17 protein-coding genes and 3 riboswitches are annotated in these 15,767 nt (G+C 38.3%); of the genes, 2 read left to right on the plus strand and 15 right to left on the minus strand.

Features of this window, described 5'->3' with window-relative positions:
• Positions 1-3 precede the first annotated feature (3 nt).
• A complete protein-coding gene (gene ectA / locus MN204_RS05300) occupies positions 4-534 on the minus strand; it encodes a diaminobutyrate acetyltransferase (RefSeq protein ID WP_368858650.1) in 531 nt (176 codons plus the stop codon).
• A 457-nt stretch (positions 535-991) separates the two neighbouring features.
• On the opposite strand from ectA, the gene MN204_RS05305 reads away from it, so the two are divergent.
• Positions 992-1,642, plus strand: coding sequence for a DUF3889 domain-containing protein (locus MN204_RS05305; protein WP_249870033.1), 651 nt, complete (start codon positions 992-994; stop codon positions 1,640-1,642).
• 259 nt (positions 1,643-1,901) lie between these two features.
• The gene (locus MN204_RS05310) at positions 1,902-2,498 is read left to right on the plus strand and encodes a MerR family transcriptional regulator (protein ID WP_249870034.1); all 597 of its coding nucleotides are present in this window, start codon (positions 1,902-1,904) and stop codon (positions 2,496-2,498) included.
• Positions 2,499-2,935: 437 nt separating this feature from the next.
• Here the strand turns inward: MN204_RS05310 and MN204_RS05315 are convergent, their stop codons facing one another.
• From MN204_RS05315 to MN204_RS05380, 14 genes are all read right to left on the minus strand, one after another.
• The gene (locus MN204_RS05315; RefSeq protein WP_249870035.1) at positions 2,936-3,172 is read right to left on the minus strand and encodes a hypothetical protein; all 237 of its coding nucleotides are present in this window, start codon (positions 3,170-3,172) and stop codon (positions 2,936-2,938) included.
• 523 nt (positions 3,173-3,695) lie between these two features.
• A complete protein-coding gene (locus MN204_RS05320; RefSeq protein ID WP_249870036.1) occupies positions 3,696-4,022 on the minus strand; it encodes a YolD-like family protein in 327 nt (108 codons plus the stop codon).
• Positions 4,023-4,024: 2 nt separating this feature from the next.
• Positions 4,025-4,240, minus strand: coding sequence for a hypothetical protein (locus tag MN204_RS05325; protein ID WP_249870037.1), 216 nt, complete (start codon positions 4,238-4,240; stop codon positions 4,025-4,027).
• Positions 4,241-4,460: 220 nt separating this feature from the next.
• Entirely contained in the window at positions 4,461-4,718 is a 258-nt protein-coding gene (locus MN204_RS05330; RefSeq protein WP_249870038.1) for a DNA primase, read from the minus strand.
• 291 nt (positions 4,719-5,009) lie between these two features.
• Entirely contained in the window at positions 5,010-6,800 is a 1,791-nt protein-coding gene (locus MN204_RS05335; protein WP_249870039.1) for an extracellular catalytic domain type 1 short-chain-length polyhydroxyalkanoate depolymerase, read from the minus strand.
• A 216-nt stretch (positions 6,801-7,016) separates the two neighbouring features.
• Positions 7,017-7,640, minus strand: a complete 624-nt coding sequence (locus tag MN204_RS05340) for a queuosine precursor transporter (RefSeq protein ID WP_249870040.1) — start codon at positions 7,638-7,640, stop codon at positions 7,017-7,019.
• 15 nt (positions 7,641-7,655) lie between these two features.
• Positions 7,656-8,156 (minus strand): preQ(1) synthase, encoded by a 501-nt coding sequence (gene queF / locus MN204_RS05345; protein WP_249870041.1) that lies wholly within the window; start codon positions 8,154-8,156, stop codon positions 7,656-7,658.
• 124 nt (positions 8,157-8,280) lie between these two features.
• A riboswitch (PreQ1 riboswitch) is annotated at positions 8,281-8,327 on the minus strand.
• 130 nt (positions 8,328-8,457) lie between these two features.
• Positions 8,458-8,898: a small multi-drug export protein gene (locus tag MN204_RS05350; RefSeq protein WP_249870042.1), complete on the minus strand. Its 441-nt coding sequence runs from the start codon at positions 8,896-8,898 to the stop codon at positions 8,458-8,460.
• 199 nt (positions 8,899-9,097) lie between these two features.
• On the minus strand, positions 9,098-10,297 hold the full coding sequence (locus MN204_RS05355; RefSeq protein ID WP_249870043.1) for a phosphoglycerate dehydrogenase: 1,200 nt from the start codon (positions 10,295-10,297) through the stop codon (positions 9,098-9,100).
• 15 nt (positions 10,298-10,312) lie between these two features.
• On the minus strand, positions 10,313-11,395 hold the full coding sequence (gene serC, locus MN204_RS05360; RefSeq protein WP_249870044.1) for a 3-phosphoserine/phosphohydroxythreonine transaminase: 1,083 nt from the start codon (positions 11,393-11,395) through the stop codon (positions 10,313-10,315).
• Between the two features lie 192 nt (positions 11,396-11,587).
• A riboswitch (glycine riboswitch) is annotated at positions 11,588-11,668 on the minus strand.
• A 110-nt stretch (positions 11,669-11,778) separates the two neighbouring features.
• Positions 11,779-11,858: riboswitch (ZMP/ZTP riboswitch) on the minus strand.
• 387 nt (positions 11,859-12,245) lie between these two features.
• Complete coding sequence (locus MN204_RS05365; RefSeq protein ID WP_249870045.1) at positions 12,246-12,824, minus strand: histidine phosphatase family protein; 579 nt, start codon at positions 12,822-12,824, stop codon at positions 12,246-12,248.
• 63 nt (positions 12,825-12,887) lie between these two features.
• On the minus strand, positions 12,888-13,904 hold the full coding sequence (locus MN204_RS05370) for an SPFH domain-containing protein (protein WP_249870046.1): 1,017 nt from the start codon (positions 13,902-13,904) through the stop codon (positions 12,888-12,890).
• Between the two features lie 51 nt (positions 13,905-13,955).
• A complete protein-coding gene (locus tag MN204_RS05375; RefSeq protein WP_249870047.1) occupies positions 13,956-14,741 on the minus strand; it encodes a TPM domain-containing protein in 786 nt (261 codons plus the stop codon).
• Positions 14,738-15,766 carry a TFIIB-type zinc ribbon-containing protein gene (locus MN204_RS05380; RefSeq protein WP_249870048.1) on the minus strand — a complete coding sequence of 343 codons (1,029 nt, stop codon included), beginning with the start codon at positions 15,764-15,766 and terminating at the stop codon, positions 14,738-14,740. The genes MN204_RS05375 and MN204_RS05380 overlap by 4 nt, the downstream gene beginning before the upstream one ends.
• Position 15,767 lies beyond the last annotated feature (1 nt).

Here is a 15,767-nt window from a genome sequence, read left to right on the forward strand (position 1 = left end):
TTATTATTTTAACGGTCCAATTCTAAATAACAACTCATCTTCATGACCAGTATCTGGAAAATCGTTAGCTGTGAAATAATCACTCACTTTCCAATTCGTATTAAATTTTCTGGCAAGCCCAAAAAACAAACGTTTGGATGGTGTATTGGATGGTGATACCGTGGCTTCAACAAATTGAACTTCCTCACACGCATCACGATCCATTAGTTGAAGAAGCATTTTTGTTGCCAATCCATTACCTCTTTCTGACTCACTCACAGCTACCTGCCAAATAAATAATGTATCTGTTTTATCTGGGTGAATGAACCCGGATATAAAGCCAACAACCTTTTGTGTTTCTTTACTTTTCACTACGATAGATGTATTTGAGAAGATTTCACACCACATAAGATAACTGTAAGAAGAATTCAAATCAAGATTACCAGTTTGTTTCACGAGATCCCATGCAGCAGCTCCATCCTCTTTATTCGGCTTACGGAAATAATATTTAGTCTTACTAATTTTTAGCTTATCTGCAACTTCTGAAATATTGATAGTTTACACCTCCCTTACTTTCTACTACGAAGTATCACGCTTAATAGCCTATAAGGAACGGTCCATTTCGTCAAAATGGATTAAACGCGATATAGCGTAGTTAAGCAGGATAATTTACGTTTAAACTTAAATAGATGCAAATGTCTATAGAATACGACCGAATAGTAAGGTATCGTTCAAAATTTAAAAAATTATGTTAACTCAACCTATGCGGAACCCTTGATGCGTTTAGGTTTTATCAGTTTATTTTTATAATTTAATTTTATTAGTTTATTTCACATATGAATTAATATAAAATCTTCCCTTTCGTTTGCTCACTATTACCTGATGAAATTATGATCCAATCAAATCTTTTTAAGGTGATTGTTAATTAATCAGGCCCCTGTAACAAGCCAACCTTTCATCATCATATATTATCAGGAATATTTAGACTTAGTTTAAGACAGGAGGAAAAAAGATGTACCCAAATCAACCCAATATCAGATATTTGAATCAACATTATCATTATCCTACAGCCCCTTATGGACAACAGACTTACAATTTATACTCACCCAATTCATTTGATCGCCAACAAGCAATTAGAGGCCAGGCTACTTGGACAGAAGGTGGACAAGTAACAAAGTGCGAAATACCATGGTCTGATAATGAGTATATGACAGCAGCCGTGGGAGAAGATTCCCCCTACCAATGTGGTGAAATACTCAAAATCAGAAATATATCAGCACCTCTTGGAAGAGAAATCCTTGTAAAGGTGGTTGATCAAGTAGTAGGATACCCGCCAAACAGGATTAATTTGCATCGAAGAGCATTTCAAGCATTAGGAGTAAATCCGGATGTAGGAGTGTTAAATATTGAGATTATTCCGTCACCAGAGCTTGAACTTGAAAAATGGGGGAAATATTTATTGGAGGTTACACAGACTGCATATCCCGGCTTCAATATAACAGAATATGCTGCAACAGATAAAACGGTGGTTTCTGCTTCTCAAACGAAAGAAACATACGAATTTATTCTGCAATCTCAACAGGAAACAATTAGAGTTCAGGGAAACGTCATTTATAATCCAATAACAGACCGAATTATTTCCTTTGATATTAAAGAAATTTAAATTTTAAAACCAAAACAGCCTCTAATTTGAACGATTCCGTTTAGGGGGCTGTTTCATTTTATTCACTATTCGTTTCTTCCATTTTCAAAATAAGGTTGCCAACAATATGATTTTATCCAATTTTTAGAAAATAAAGTCTAATAAGCAGGATTTTCATGTCCTCATAAAGAATATATAAATCATAACGAGAAAGTACATCCGGATAGGCTTAGAGATAATAACGATTATACAACTACATTACGAAAGGGGAAGACGACGAATGACAACAAACAATGAATATCAGCGTAGTTACAGTTTGGCAGACATCGCACGAAAGTTAGGACGACCACGAACTACAGTCCAATCGTGGCGCGATCAATTCAAAAAGTATCTTCCAACAATCAGTGGTACGCATGGGCGAACGACTCGTTATGACGAGAAAGCTTTGGCCCTGTTTGAACTTATCGCCCGTATGAAGGATGACAATGAACCGCCAACCATGATTGAAAAGATGCTAACGGAAACCGTCGATATCATTACAATTGATCATGATGACTTTAACGAAAATCAACCACCTATGTTAGCACAGATGTATGAGGGATTTAAACAGGTCGCTGCAGCTCTGGAGGTACAACGACACCATAACGAAGAAATAACGACAGAACTAAAGGAATTACGGAAACTGCATGCTGCAGATCAGCAAAATCGCGAAGAAAACCAACGCGAATTATTAAAGCGATTAGAGCAGCAGAACTTTATAAACGAAAGTATAAAGACACGGGACGCCAAACTTCTGGAAGCCATGCGTGAGCTTCAGGATAAAAAGCAGGAAGAAAAACGGAAAAAAGGAATATTCTCGAGAATATTTAAAAGGTAATTCCTTAACATAATCGATGAGATATGACCAACTCCAATTCGTGCAATTTATCCGAACTCTTCCAGCATAATATCCATTTAAACCTCGCAGTACAAGTGTCATTGTCACTGTCAGATTCTTATCGTACTCTTAACATCCACTAACCTAAATGTTAAATAGACAACCTTACTTCAGGTATTTTTTTGAAGTAAGGTTGTCGTACTATACAGGTCAGGCTTTACGGATATTGATGCTTTCCATTTCCTACATAACCGTTAAATTGGCTGCTGCATTTTCTAGTTTAATGAACAGGATGTGACATGCAGCCTTATGAAAACTGCTTTCTCCAAGATTCTTCAGTACCAGGTATAGATCATCCACAAGAATAGCCGGCATTATCATCAGCACAATCTATAGAAATCGAGGCTAATAGAATAGGGATTTAATCACATGAACTCCTAATCAAAATCACAGCCATGACGGCGCCGGCGTCTGCGGCGGTCATCTCTAACAACTACTTCGTCTGCAAAAACATTCACTTCGTCAACATTGATTACTAACGTTCTATCACGATCATCATGAAATCGACGTCTTCGTCTTCTATCATCTTCAAAGACGTTTACTCTGTCTGTACGAATTTTCACACTGTCCACATCGAGTATATCACGGCGTCGTCTGCTTCTATACATAGACATTCAAATCCCTCCCTTCCTGTCTTTACTACACCTTATGTTACTAACTCAGACAATGAATAGACAAAAGCATTTACTTCTCGTAAAATATGCTATTTCATGTCATCATAATGCACAGTGAAAAGAAGAAAAGAAAGATAGTTATTATTATATGGCACGAAAAAATACTGTTTTTGACGAAAAACACTGTAAAATGCAACATAACTTCTCGAATGAGATCTCTAAGCTGGTAATGGAAACAAGTTACCGCTATCCCGCGTCACAGCTTCTATCAAATCAAATAGTTATTATGTTACGTCACAGCTAACAAAAAATGCTAGGCTTACAAAAGCAACAAATAGTACGAAAACCAGCCTTACTTTTTCAAGTTGGCAAGGAGATTATGAATGGCTTTTTACGTTTAACCTATTTTATTGGTGCGAAAGTTGAGTAATTAGTAATTAATTATTCTCAAAATTTTATACTAAAAAACAATTCGACTTAAATAAATCGAATTGTCTTTCACTTGTGATGTTTAATTTTGTAGTTAATCCATTTTAATATCCAAAATATCATTCAAATAAATTTTTGTCCGATCTTCATTATCGATTTTTAAAAATCCTTCTCTGGACTCGATATTAAATAGCTTTCCAGTAATCTTTTTAAAATCATGTCCAGCATAATAAGTGATCTCTACTGTTACATTTTTGTGAATTGCCAGATGGAGCTTCCTATTTATATCTTCAAGCTGCTGTTCATCGAGAACAGGCTTTTCTTTATATTCCTTCTGTTTCCACATATCATTCAGAAGCTGAATATGCTCTGGCAGCATCATGGCAGTCCATTTTATACTTCCGCGGTCATTCTCATTCACCCTTAAGCCCCTACCCTTCTTTTCACTGGTCCGAATGAGAGGATATTGTCTAACCTGAACGACCTTACTTCCTTTCTGTAATAACAGTAGGCAAGGACAGAACCTGGAGAGATATCAATCACCCGAATAAACCGTTGTGTTACATTATTATCTCGATCCATGTAGAAAATAACGATCTTCTCTCTATTCTCTATTGAATATAAAAGCAACCTTTCCATGCTGCACCTCCGATTATTAGAATTAATGTTCTGAACGTATGTTCTTATTTTATCATAAAACAGTGCTGTGTATACAGTTAATTTTCACTAAAATATTTCTACAACTATAATAGTGTGCGTGAAAGTTCACTTTAGTTTACAAAAGCAAATAAAAACAGACCTCTTGTTGTGGAGGTCTGTTTTTATTTATCTTATCTAGATTTATTAATTGTAGGGTAATTTACAATTCGTCGTCGTCTTCTACATCTGTATCTGTGTCTGTATCTGTGTCAAAGTCGTCAGTTTCAGTGCCATCATCCAGATTTCCATCCGTTCCAGTACCATCATCTACACCATTATTTGGGTCCTCACCTGGTGTCTCCGTTGGAGGAGTCTCAGCTGGAGGAGTATCTACTGGTTCATCAGTACCATCCCCACATGCTACAAGTACTACAGATGCAAACAACAATGTTCCTAACCACTTTAAGCTCTTAGACATTTGATTCATCCTTTCATTTTAGGGTTACATAAGCTCTATTACCTTTTTAAGCAAGAATAAAACATAAAATTTTAAAATTTTGATTTTCACTTAACTTCGAACAGCGCCATGACTGCATTCTTCGCATATAATAATTTAAAAAGATTTCCAAAGCAAAGAAAAACTCGGCAGTCACCGAGCCTTTCGGTGACTGCCGAGTTGGACTTATACAGATAGGAAAGCTTTATATTTTCCTATCTGTCAAAAAATGGAGGGTTAAATGAATATAGCCTTGTTTTAAATTAGCTTATTCTACTCATTACTGCCGATAATAAGTTTTGGTGCATATGGAACAGTTTCTCCCCCGTAAAACTCGATGATGTTCGAATTAAACGACGCTGTAGTTTCTGCTTTTAAACGGAATTGTGTTATACCGTTCCGATTTATGTGGGATAAGCTGTTATCTGGAATCTCTACGTCTATATAGTCACCTCCAGATGGAATAAAACTGATTATATTGGATTTAGTAGCTGGATCTGAATAATCAACTTGTTCAATCATAGAGCTATTTCCAAATACACCTTGTTTAATATCTATTTTAATTGACGAAATTGTTCCTTGAATCGACTTCGTATATAAACGAAGCTTTGCAGATTGAATAGGTTCAGATAGTGTACTCGTATCGAAGGATAAAATGCCACGGTACGTATCGGTGTTATACATCCCCTTATCTCCAGCCTTAATAACTGCATTACTCATCCCATCTGCCATAAAACGACCAGCAAAGCCATCTTCATTGCCATTAGAAGCAAGAATTATTTCTTCCTCCGGAGTGCCGGTTTGGATGAAATATACTTCTTGTCGGATCGATTCCATATTTCCTTCACTATCTTGACTAAAGAATTTTAGTGTTCTATTTTCAGCTATATTTATTGGGCCATTATAAACAAAAGAGTTAACGGTTGGGTCTCCTCCATCTGTTGTATAGTAGATTGTTGCAGGCTTATCGGTAATAAGCTCAACATCAACAGCATCATAGTACGTTCCACCACTCGGATTCGCCGTTGTTACAGGAGCTTCTGGATCTGGATCTGGTTCTGGATCTGGATCTTCTTCTTCATTTGACACGGATTGGAAAAATTCCCACATCATCAAACTAGCATCCGGACCGCTCGGATCTGTATAGCTCCCTTGTGAACTGCCCCCAGACCATGCATGGCCCATGTTTTGGACAAATACCTTTTTCATCCATACGTGACCATCTTGACTGGCATAATCACTTACGGTATAACTTTTCCCAGATGGGACTTGGAGATTTTCTGTATAATCGGGCTGATCGTCAATCCAGCCATCCTCAGACCCAGTTGCAGCCAGATCATTTGTCACTGCCCACTGGGAAATAACCTGGTTTCCATTAATACTGTTTACCGTATAATCAGAAGTTCCATGAAAAACGATGACAGGAAGAACTTCAGCACGATTCCCCATTGCCTGGTATGCTAACCTCCCCTGCTGAACCGGATTTGGCCCACCGCTGGACATGGCTGTGTATGCTCCCATAACGCTTGTTGCAGCTTTATATTCCAAGCCTGATCCAACACCAACACCTTTAAAAATATCTGGGTAAGTTGCACCCATAATTACACTCATTGCTCCACCAGCAGAAAGTCCTGCAACAAAAACTTGATCATCAACAATTGCATAGTTTGATTTCACAGACTGAACCATACCAGCAATTACACTTGGTTCACCACTTCCTCGCGATTGATGGCTCGTTTCAAACCAATTCCAACATTTGCTGGAATTTGCACTGGAACTTTGCTCTGGGTAGAGAACAAGAAATCCTTTCTCTTCTGCAAGCGCATTCATTTTTGTGCCTGTAGCAAATTGAGTAGCATCTTGCGTACAACCGTGAAGCATAACGTATAAAGGATAGGTTTGACTTTGTTCATATTGACTCGGAATATATAGATTATAGGTCTTCCCGCCATAAGATCCAGAAATAACTTCCCCTGCAGCATTCGTGGTAGCAGGCCAAACAATCAAAGAACCTGCTAACAATAGACATAACCCCATAAGCCAAACCCTTTTTGCTTTTAACAAAAAAACAACCCCTTCCCATTAATATTTAAATGGTAAGAGATTGCAGTTACAGATGGGTTACACTAGAAATCACGAAAATTATTAAAAACATCTCCCAAAATAAAGGAAATTCTCTATATTTTTATAATTATTGACTCAACTTTTGTACGAATAAAATATATTCAACCATCGATTCTACTAAGGTTTATTTATCAATTTAACTATGCGTAAGTAGAATTATGGACTAGAATCAACCTGCTTTTGTCTCCGTATCATTCCTACTATTAAATATACAACCGGAGTGAGTACAATGACAGCCATGAATTTAAATAAATATTGCGTTACAACCAGGTTTCCCAACGCAGCGAGAGGCATCGTCCCAAAGAAAGCAATGGTAATAAATAACGTGGTGTCCACCAGTTGACTGAGCATGGTCGAAGCATTATTTCGCAGCCATAACTTTTTCTCACCATGTTTCACCTTCAATTTATTGAACACCGTAACATCCAGGTGCTGACTTATCGTATATGATATTAGACTGGCAACAATTACTTGAAAACTGCCTCCTAAAATAGTCTCGAATTCCACTTGATTTTCAAAGAAAGGAGCTGCCGGCAGATTTATCGTAATGGCAATAAATATAAGTGCCATTACCTGTGTGATCAAGCCCGCCTGTACGGTCCTTCTTGCTTCTTTCTTCCCGTAGACTTCCACAATGATATCTGTTATCGGATACGTAAAAATATAAATGATGACGGCGGCTGGCAGTACTGCAAAATCTCCAATACCAAAAAGCTTCACAGCCACAATATTGGATAGAATTAATAGTCCAACGAATATTCCATTTAAATATAAAATCATCTCACCAGGCCCCCTTTACCGATTATCAATTTTTTCCGGATAGAGGTCATGGTTAATTAAACGATGATTTGCCATCTCCTCATATTTGGTTCCTGGTTTTCCATAGTTACACCACGGGTCAATGGAAATCCCACCACGAGGTGTGAATTTTCCCCATACCTCGATATATTTAGGATCAAGTAGCGCGATCAAATCGTTCATAATGATATTCACGCAATCCTCATGAAAATCCCCATGATTTCGAAAACTGAATAAGTATAGTTTCAATGATTTAGATTCCACGATCTTCTTATTCGGAATATAGGAGATATACATGGTCGCAAAATCAGGCTGCTTCGTTATTGGACAAAGACTGGTAAACTCCGGACAATTGAATTTGACGAAATAATCACGGTCTGAATGCAAATTGTCGACTGCCTCCAAAACTTGTGGTGCATAATCAAATGAATAGTTCACTTCCTGATTTCCGAGTAGTGTTAAATCCTTCAATCCTTGTTTATGATTACGGCCAGACATTAAAAATCCCCCTTATAAAATGTGTACCCACAATTTAGCAGGAGAGCAGCATCAGCCATCTATGTAAACAAACGGATAAAAATTAAAAAGCCACATCCGAATATGGACATGGCGCAATCGTCAAGTATCCATAGTTTTTTATAGAGGGTATCAGCTATGAACCTCTCCCGTTATTGCACGGGTATTCTCTTCTTGAATATCATAAAGGACATTCAGCAATTGGTCAAATTATTGTTTGAGCATTTTAAGTTAACATGTGCAAGCATCGTATCGTCTGATAGTTCCATAGTTATTTATTATTCTAAAGAAAAATATCTAAACCTAAGATTGTAGCTATTCCAAAAATCAATGTCCACACGCCGATGCTTATGGTCATCCACAGTGTGACCCACTTTTTCTCCGAGCCAAGGGACATTCCAATAAATGCGGCGATATGTGTTCCGGTTAATATTGGACCTAACATAGCAAGGCCTGGCAAACCATATTTATCCCAAATTTTTCTACCACGATTGGAACGTTTCGAAGGTTCCTTCCCTTTTTTCAGTTGACGCTTCTCGTACCACGTTCTCACTTTCTCAAATCCTATGATAACAGGAAGGACTGTCAGTAAATTTCCAACAAAGGCCAGTATCATGACCCAGAATGAAGACAACCCTCTTATTATTCCCACTGGGATAACGAGTGCAATTTCCAGCCAAGGGATAGCTGCTCCTATAAATATCAATATATATTCGTAAAGCATCATATCCTCCTTCACAAACCAAAGTCTACCTCTCTATATACAATTACTCATAAAATCTTATCATCTAGTAAAAAGAATGGAAAGCAGGAAGTCGTTTTTCAAAATTTCCGCGCCATTCATCTACCCCAAAAAGCGCCAGCTTCCGAGTATTGGAGTGCTGACGCCTTGGTTTATTAAACGAGAAAAGGAACCTCGCCGCTTATATTACACGAACTGTTACGATACCCGTGATTTTTTTAATTTCTTCCTCTAATTCAGAAATAACATTATCATTTAGATTATTATCAATATCCACCATCGTATACGCAAATTCTCCACGACTTCTGTTAATCATATCAGCAATGTTGAGATTATTGTTGGAAATTGCAGAACTAATCTGACCAACCATGTTTGGAATGTTGTGATGGAAAGCAGTTATACGGCGTTTCCCTGTATATGGAATAGAAGCATTAGGGAAATTCACTGAGTTTTTAATGTTTCCAGTTTCAAGATAGTCTTTCACCTGACGAGTAGCCATAATTGCACAGTTCTCTTCAGATTCACTTGTGGAAGCACCAAGATGTGGGACCGGAACAGCGTTTTTCATATTTAGTATATTTTCGTTAGGGAAATCTGTAATATATTTTCCTACAATGCCCCTTTCAAGCGCTTCTGCCATGTCCGTTTCATTTACAAGTCCACCTCTGGAGAAGTTTAAAATGTGTACTCCAGGCTTCATCATGCTGAATGCTTTCTCATTGAACATTCCAACTGTATCGTCCGTTAAAGGAACATGGACAGTAATGTAATCAGACTCAGTAAACAATTCTTCCAATGTCATTGCCCGCTGCACGTTTCGGGAAAGCTCCCAAGCTGTATTAATTGAAATGAATGGATCATAGCCTATAACATCCATATCGAGATTCAGTGCATCATTTGCTACAAGTGCACCAATTGCTCCCAGTCCGATAACACCTAATTTTTTGCCTTTTATTTCTTTACCGACAAACTGTTTCTTTCCAGCTTCTACTAGACTTGGCACTTGCTCTCCTTTTCCTTGTAACGTCTTTGTCCAACTAACTCCGGCAAATAAATTACGAGAGGATGCCATTAAAGCCGTTAACACAATTTCTTTAACAGCATTTGCATTGGCGCCAGGTGTGTTAAAAACTACAATCCCCTGTTCCGTACACTTATCAACCGGAATATTATTAACACCTGCTCCAGCTCGTGCAATTGCCTTTAAGTTAGTGTCAAACTCTATTGCATGCATGTTAAAACTGCGAACAACAATCGCATCCGGGCTTTCACTTTCATCATCAATATTATAATTTTCATTCTTAAAAACGTTTAAGCCACTCTCTGCAATATTGTTTAATGTTTTTATCGTTTTGACCTTATCCAATGTTAGAGTGTTCATTTCTTCTCCTCTTTTCTAGTTATGTTTATTCTCAAAATCTCTCATGAATGTAACCAAAGCTTCGACACCTTCAACTGGCATTGCATTATAAATGCTGGCACGCATGCCTCCCACCGAACGATGACCTTTCAATGTCTCAAGTCCTTTCGCTTTTGCTTCCTTCACAAAAGCAGCATTCAGTTCATCTGAATCGGAAACAAATGGGATATTCATTAATGAACGACTATCTTTCCGCACAGGTGATCTGAACATGTGCGATTCTTCCAACGCATCGTACAAGATTTGAGCCTTTTTACGATTTATACTTTCCATTTCCTTTAGTCCACCAATTTCTTTCAGCCATTCAAATACAAGCTTTGCCACATAAACCCCATATGTAGGAGGCGTGTTATACAATGAACCACTTTCACTGTGTGTCTTGTAATCTAGCATCGTCGGACAAGTATCCAGTGCACGTCCGATTAAATCTTCGCGAATAATAACAACAGTCAGACCAGCAGGGCCAATATTTTTCTGTGCACCTGCATAAATCAGGCCAAACTTCGAAACATCGATTTGTTCAGATAAAATATTGGATGACATATCTGCAACGAGCGGTACATCACCAGTATCCGGAATCTCATTATAAGTAGTTCCTTCGATTGTGTTATTCGTTGTTATATGCACATAATCCGCATCCGGATCAATCATACTTTTATCAATAGCAGGTATATACGTAAAGTTATCATCCTCTGAGGAAGCGATGACGCGAATTTCACCAAATTTCTTCGCTTCTTTGATTGCTTTCTTTGACCACGATCCAGTATTTACATAGTCTGCTTTTCCACTATTGCCAAGCAGGTTCATCGGTACCATCGCAAATTGCTGGGAAGCCCCGCCCTGAATAAAAAGCACGTTGTAATTGTCCGGGATAGCCATCAATTCTCGCAGCAGCTGTTCGGCTTCGGTAATAATCTCTGTAAATAAATTAGATCGGTGACTTAACTCCATAACAGACATTCCTGAATTTCTATAATTAACTAATTCTTCCTGAGCTTTTTCCAATACTTGCAGTGGGAGCATCGATGGACCCGCTGAGAAATTAAATACTCTGTTCATTTAATCACCACATCCTCATTCAAATTTATCTATCTAACATGAAAGAAATAGTAGAAAACTTGGTAGTCACCATGCCTTTCGGTGACAGCCTTAGTTGCACTTATGTAGTTAAGAAAGTTTTTATACTTTTTTAACTACTAAAAAAGAGACTGGTAGCCCAATCTCATTAAACGTAAAATAACAAATAATCATTTGTTATCTTCTGTCCTTTTGCCTGAGATTTTGAACCCTTCGGCGTTGCAATATTACTGCATCCTCTCCAGAAGCTGCTCCTGTTATAGTGTGACCCACAACAATCATAGCCTTCTAACTATTTAATTTTGCTGACATGACTACTTATCTATCGCCTTCTAAGCATAAAGAGGCAAGGGGATAATTCCCCTTACCTCTGCCCAGGCGATCGACTTTTCGATACATGTGCTCCCCCGCGGTTATCCGCGTTTCGCCAGTTACACATGACCTTTAAATTTGATAATATAGTAACAAATTTACCGACAAATTACAAGCAAATCATTTATTTTATTTTTATAGTTTTATAATAGCGCAACTTTCACACCAATAAAATAAGTTCAAGCGTTGAACTGGGTTGAACTTAGTAAGCCGCTAATAATCGCCTTGCTAACCTTCGTATAGGTAAAGCAGCTTTCTAAATGCTACTTTTATACTATTGGTTGCTTTAGAAGTCTCTGGGTTTATGTGAAATGCTATATAATTTCCAGAGCACTAAGATCGAAACAAGTTGCTTATTCAGCGTCGCATTCTATATCAAATACGATAAAAGCCTAGCAGTTAATCCAAAGTCAACTTAAGCAATGTATTAGTAGGTATGTTCTAAAAATTGAGCTTATAGCTAGCTTCCAGTTAAATGCTTCGTGCAATTATATAGACTGCAATCCCAGTTTTCATCAACTCTCACCAAAGAAGTGACTGACGTATTTTTCAAGGATTCCCCGAAATTGAAATGAGGTACAACCACTCTAAGCATATGTCTGATGAACGCCCCATGACTAACAATCAGGATTTTTTGACCAGCATGTCTCACTGTAATTTCATCCATGAATAACATTCCCCTGGCAATAACACTGTCAGGGCTTTCCATTTCTAAATCCAGTTTACGCCACTCTGGACCCCATCTGGCGATTCGTTCCTCTTCGGTCGTACCTTCAATAAGTCCCCCACCTAACTCACGCAGTCTAGAATCCAACTGTAGTGGCAGCCCTAATTTATCTCCTATAGCCTTCGCTGTTTGCTGTGCTCTCAATAAATCACTGGAATAAATGATATCCCAAGCTTGCTCACTCATACGTTCGGCAAGCTGTTTGGCCTGCATCAATCCTTCTTGATCCAATGGAATATCAGAACTCCCCTGCGCTCTACGTTCTTTATTCCAATGTGTAACTCCATGACGTATTATTCCTATCTCAGTCATTGCTAGACTCGCCACCCTTTATTTTATACTGAAAGCCTATTTTCCTTTGATCTATATACTACATTATACTAATTTCTGACCACAGTTCGGACAGAAGTTAGCCCCGGTTGTTTTTTGACCACAATTTGGACAGAAATTAGGCATTTGTTTATCACCGGTTTGGGTTTGACTGGATGGAGCATTCTGGTTTGATTGGTTTTGTTGATTGAATTGGGCTTGATTACCGTCTGATTGATTTTTATTCATGTTTTTCATCATTTCATTGGCCATATTCATTCCCATCATCATCCCTGCCATATCCGAAGCTGTACCGGATCCAGATACTTTACCTGAGGCCATGCCATCGGTCATCGTAACCTGCTGGTATTTCGAAACATCACCTATCATTCCATGGGAAGCTGTTTTAGTAATCATGTCCTGAACTTCTTTTGGATAATTAAAACTCATTATTTGGAATCCGGTAATCTTCATTCCATCACCCATAATCTGCATATCAAGGTCTTCTTGGATTCCCTTGGAAATATCAAATGCATTCGCCTGCAGATTGAACATATCTTTCCCTTCTTTTGTTATCCATTTCATTAGAAGTTGATCAAGGATTGCTGTAATCCTTATTTTAATATCTTCCACAAGATAACTTTTTCGGACACCTGCAATTTTATCAATTAACGCCATATAATCGTTCACTTTAAAATTAAATGTACCATTCGCTCTGATGGGCATACCTCCTGGAAGTGATGGTGTTGGTATATTAATCGCATTTTTCGTACCCCATTTAACGGTGAATTCTTTCGTATTGACAAATAAAACTTCCACCCTCATACCACTATTGAAACCGAATCTAAATCCCTTTAATGTAGACAAAAAAGGTATAATCTGAGATTCAATATCATATTCCCCATCATCCTCGAAAATCCCTTCAATCCTGCCACCATTTAGAAATACTGCATCCTGACCTGGACGGATAATTAATTTACTGCCTTTTTTTATTTCCTTGTTGCTCCATTTCCAGAAAATCATATCGTCTCTGAATTCTTCCCATTCCACTACATCTGAAAATTGCCCTCTAAAAAAAACCATATCTATCATTCCTTTCCTTATAAAACGGTTTACTTGATGAAATTGAAATTTTTAAAAACTGCGTCCGCCACCACTGAATGAACGGCCGCCTCCGGTAACTCCTCCACCGCCAATTCTTCCGCCGCCACCGCCTTTATTATTGTTGGACGGTTTTTTGCGTTTTGTGACAGTCTTATTTATAAAACGGTCACGGTTGCTGTTCACCCGTGTATGATTATGATCAACATAAGTTCGGTTCGTAACGGTGACACGTCCACCGGAATTGTACGCCATAATCCCAACGATAACTCCTGCCAGAATAACAGAAACACCAAGCTGAAAGCCCCATTTAAATAGCAGATTTTCAGGATTAACTCCTGGTCTGAATTCCATATACTTGCTAGACGTAACAACCATCTCTCGAAATGCTTCCGTATATTGTTGATTGGCTATATGAGGCATGACCTTATCCAACACCAAGTCAATCCGATCATCGTCTAACGTCGTCTCAGCACTGCCGAAACCAGCTAAAAAGACATCCCTATTATCCATATCTATCGTCAAAAGGACCGCATCCTCCTGACCATTCTCATCCGCCCATCCATCAAAGAAGTCTTTCATATACGTGACTACGTCTTTGCCTTCTGCATCATTAGTAGTCAGAAACAGGAATGTTGTTTCAAGTTCCTCACTGTGTTCCTTTGCAAGCTGCTCCAGTTGGGCTAATTCCGTCTCGTTCACTAGTCCAGCATCATCATAAATATGCCTATCCGTTCCTGATGCTCCAGCCATCGTACCCAACGTCAATAAACATATGGCAAAGAAACTGATCACGACAGTCCACGTATGTTTATTCACCAAAGAACACCTCCGACTGCAAAGGAAATGGCTTTCATGCCAATAAAGGTAATGGCTGCAATCCCGCCAAACCAGCCTGCTACCTTTCTAAAACTGATAGGTGGCTTTCCTACCACTTTCCCTGTCTGCCCATTCATTGCAAAAATATGTTCTTTGTTGTCAAAATCATAATAAACCATCCATACCGGAAGCAATGTGTAATAAGCTTTTTTCTGACTTGTATGAATCTGTTTGTTTTTATAATTAACCGACGCATATCCGTTAATTGTAGAGCTGATATAATCATCAATATACGGCTGCACCTTCGTTTTCACCCGGGACAGCAACTCCTGATCAGTATAATTATATTTTTCTGCAATATATCCAGCCAGGTAAGGAGTCTTGAATTCTTTCAAATTCTTATAATCATAAGGCTCCAATTTATCCATCAGCACATCATCCATTTTTTCTGATGCATCTACCGGGACTTTTACGTAGCTTAAATCGATGTCGCGATAAACATCATAGAATTTCTTCTCTGTATATATATAATCTCCTCTAGTATATGTACGCACCTTCGTTCCAACTGCATTTACTTTCGCTTTACTGTCTAGATCATATAACCAAAACGGGACATATATCCCGGTAATTCCCTTGATACGATCTGCAGTCATAAACCCTTTTGGTGTGAGTCTGCCATTCTTGCACCATTTGCGAAAAGCGTCCATTGCTTCGTCTTTGCTAATTGTGAAGGGAATGACTTTCGCAGGCGCCAAATCACCCGATAATCGATCACCAAGTACAACTGCCGCCTCACAAAAACTGCAGTTCGTTGCTGTCGTTTCTGCTTCGGTTATAATTACTGCCCCACAGTTTTCGCAATGATATTGTTTCGCCTCATCCACTTCAAATGTTGCAGTAATAAATTCATCGGAAAAATTCTGTATGTTATCTTTTCTTCCACAGCTCCCACAGGATAACATTCCTGATTCGCTGTCAAAAGTCATATCTGACCCACAGTTTGGACATTTATAATGAATGACCATC

This window comes from Oceanobacillus saliphilus (assembly GCF_023522835.1).
GTDB lineage: Bacteria > Bacillota > Bacilli > Bacillales > Amphibacillaceae > Oceanobacillus > Oceanobacillus saliphilus.

Bases quoted from the DNA above. Each gene is read 5' to 3' on its own strand.
- MN204_RS05305 (WP_249870033.1), top strand. From the start codon at position 992: ATGTACCCAAATCAACCCAATATCAGATATTTGAATCAACATTATCAT.
- MN204_RS05310 (WP_249870034.1), top strand. From the start codon at position 1,902: ATGACAACAAACAATGAATATCAGCGTAGTTACAGTTTGGCAGACATC.
- MN204_RS05315 (WP_249870035.1), bottom strand. From the start codon at position 3,172: ATGTCTATGTATAGAAGCAGACGACGCCGTGATATACTCGATGTGGAC.
- MN204_RS05325 (WP_249870037.1), bottom strand. From the start codon at position 4,240: ATGGAAAGGTTGCTTTTATATTCAATAGAGAATAGAGAGAAGATCGTT.
- MN204_RS05330 (WP_249870038.1), bottom strand. From the start codon at position 4,718: ATGTCTAAGAGCTTAAAGTGGTTAGGAACATTGTTGTTTGCATCTGTA.
- MN204_RS05340 (WP_249870040.1), bottom strand. From the start codon at position 7,640: ATGATTTTATATTTAAATGGAATATTCGTTGGACTATTAATTCTATCC.
- queF (WP_249870041.1), bottom strand. From the start codon at position 8,156: ATGTCTGGCCGTAATCATAAACAAGGATTGAAGGATTTAACACTACTC.
- MN204_RS05350 (WP_249870042.1), bottom strand. From the start codon at position 8,898: ATGCTTTACGAATATATATTGATATTTATAGGAGCAGCTATCCCTTGG.
- MN204_RS05355 (WP_249870043.1), bottom strand. From the start codon at position 10,297: ATGAACACTCTAACATTGGATAAGGTCAAAACGATAAAAACATTAAAC.
- serC (WP_249870044.1), bottom strand. From the start codon at position 11,395: ATGAACAGAGTATTTAATTTCTCAGCGGGTCCATCGATGCTCCCACTG.
- MN204_RS05365 (WP_249870045.1), bottom strand. From the start codon at position 12,824: ATGACTGAGATAGGAATAATACGTCATGGAGTTACACATTGGAATAAA.
- MN204_RS05370 (WP_249870046.1), bottom strand. From the start codon at position 13,904: ATGGTTTTTTTTAGAGGGCAATTTTCAGATGTAGTGGAATGGGAAGAA.
- MN204_RS05380 (WP_249870048.1), bottom strand. From the start codon at position 15,766: ATGGTCATTCATTATAAATGTCCAAACTGTGGGTCAGATATGACTTTT.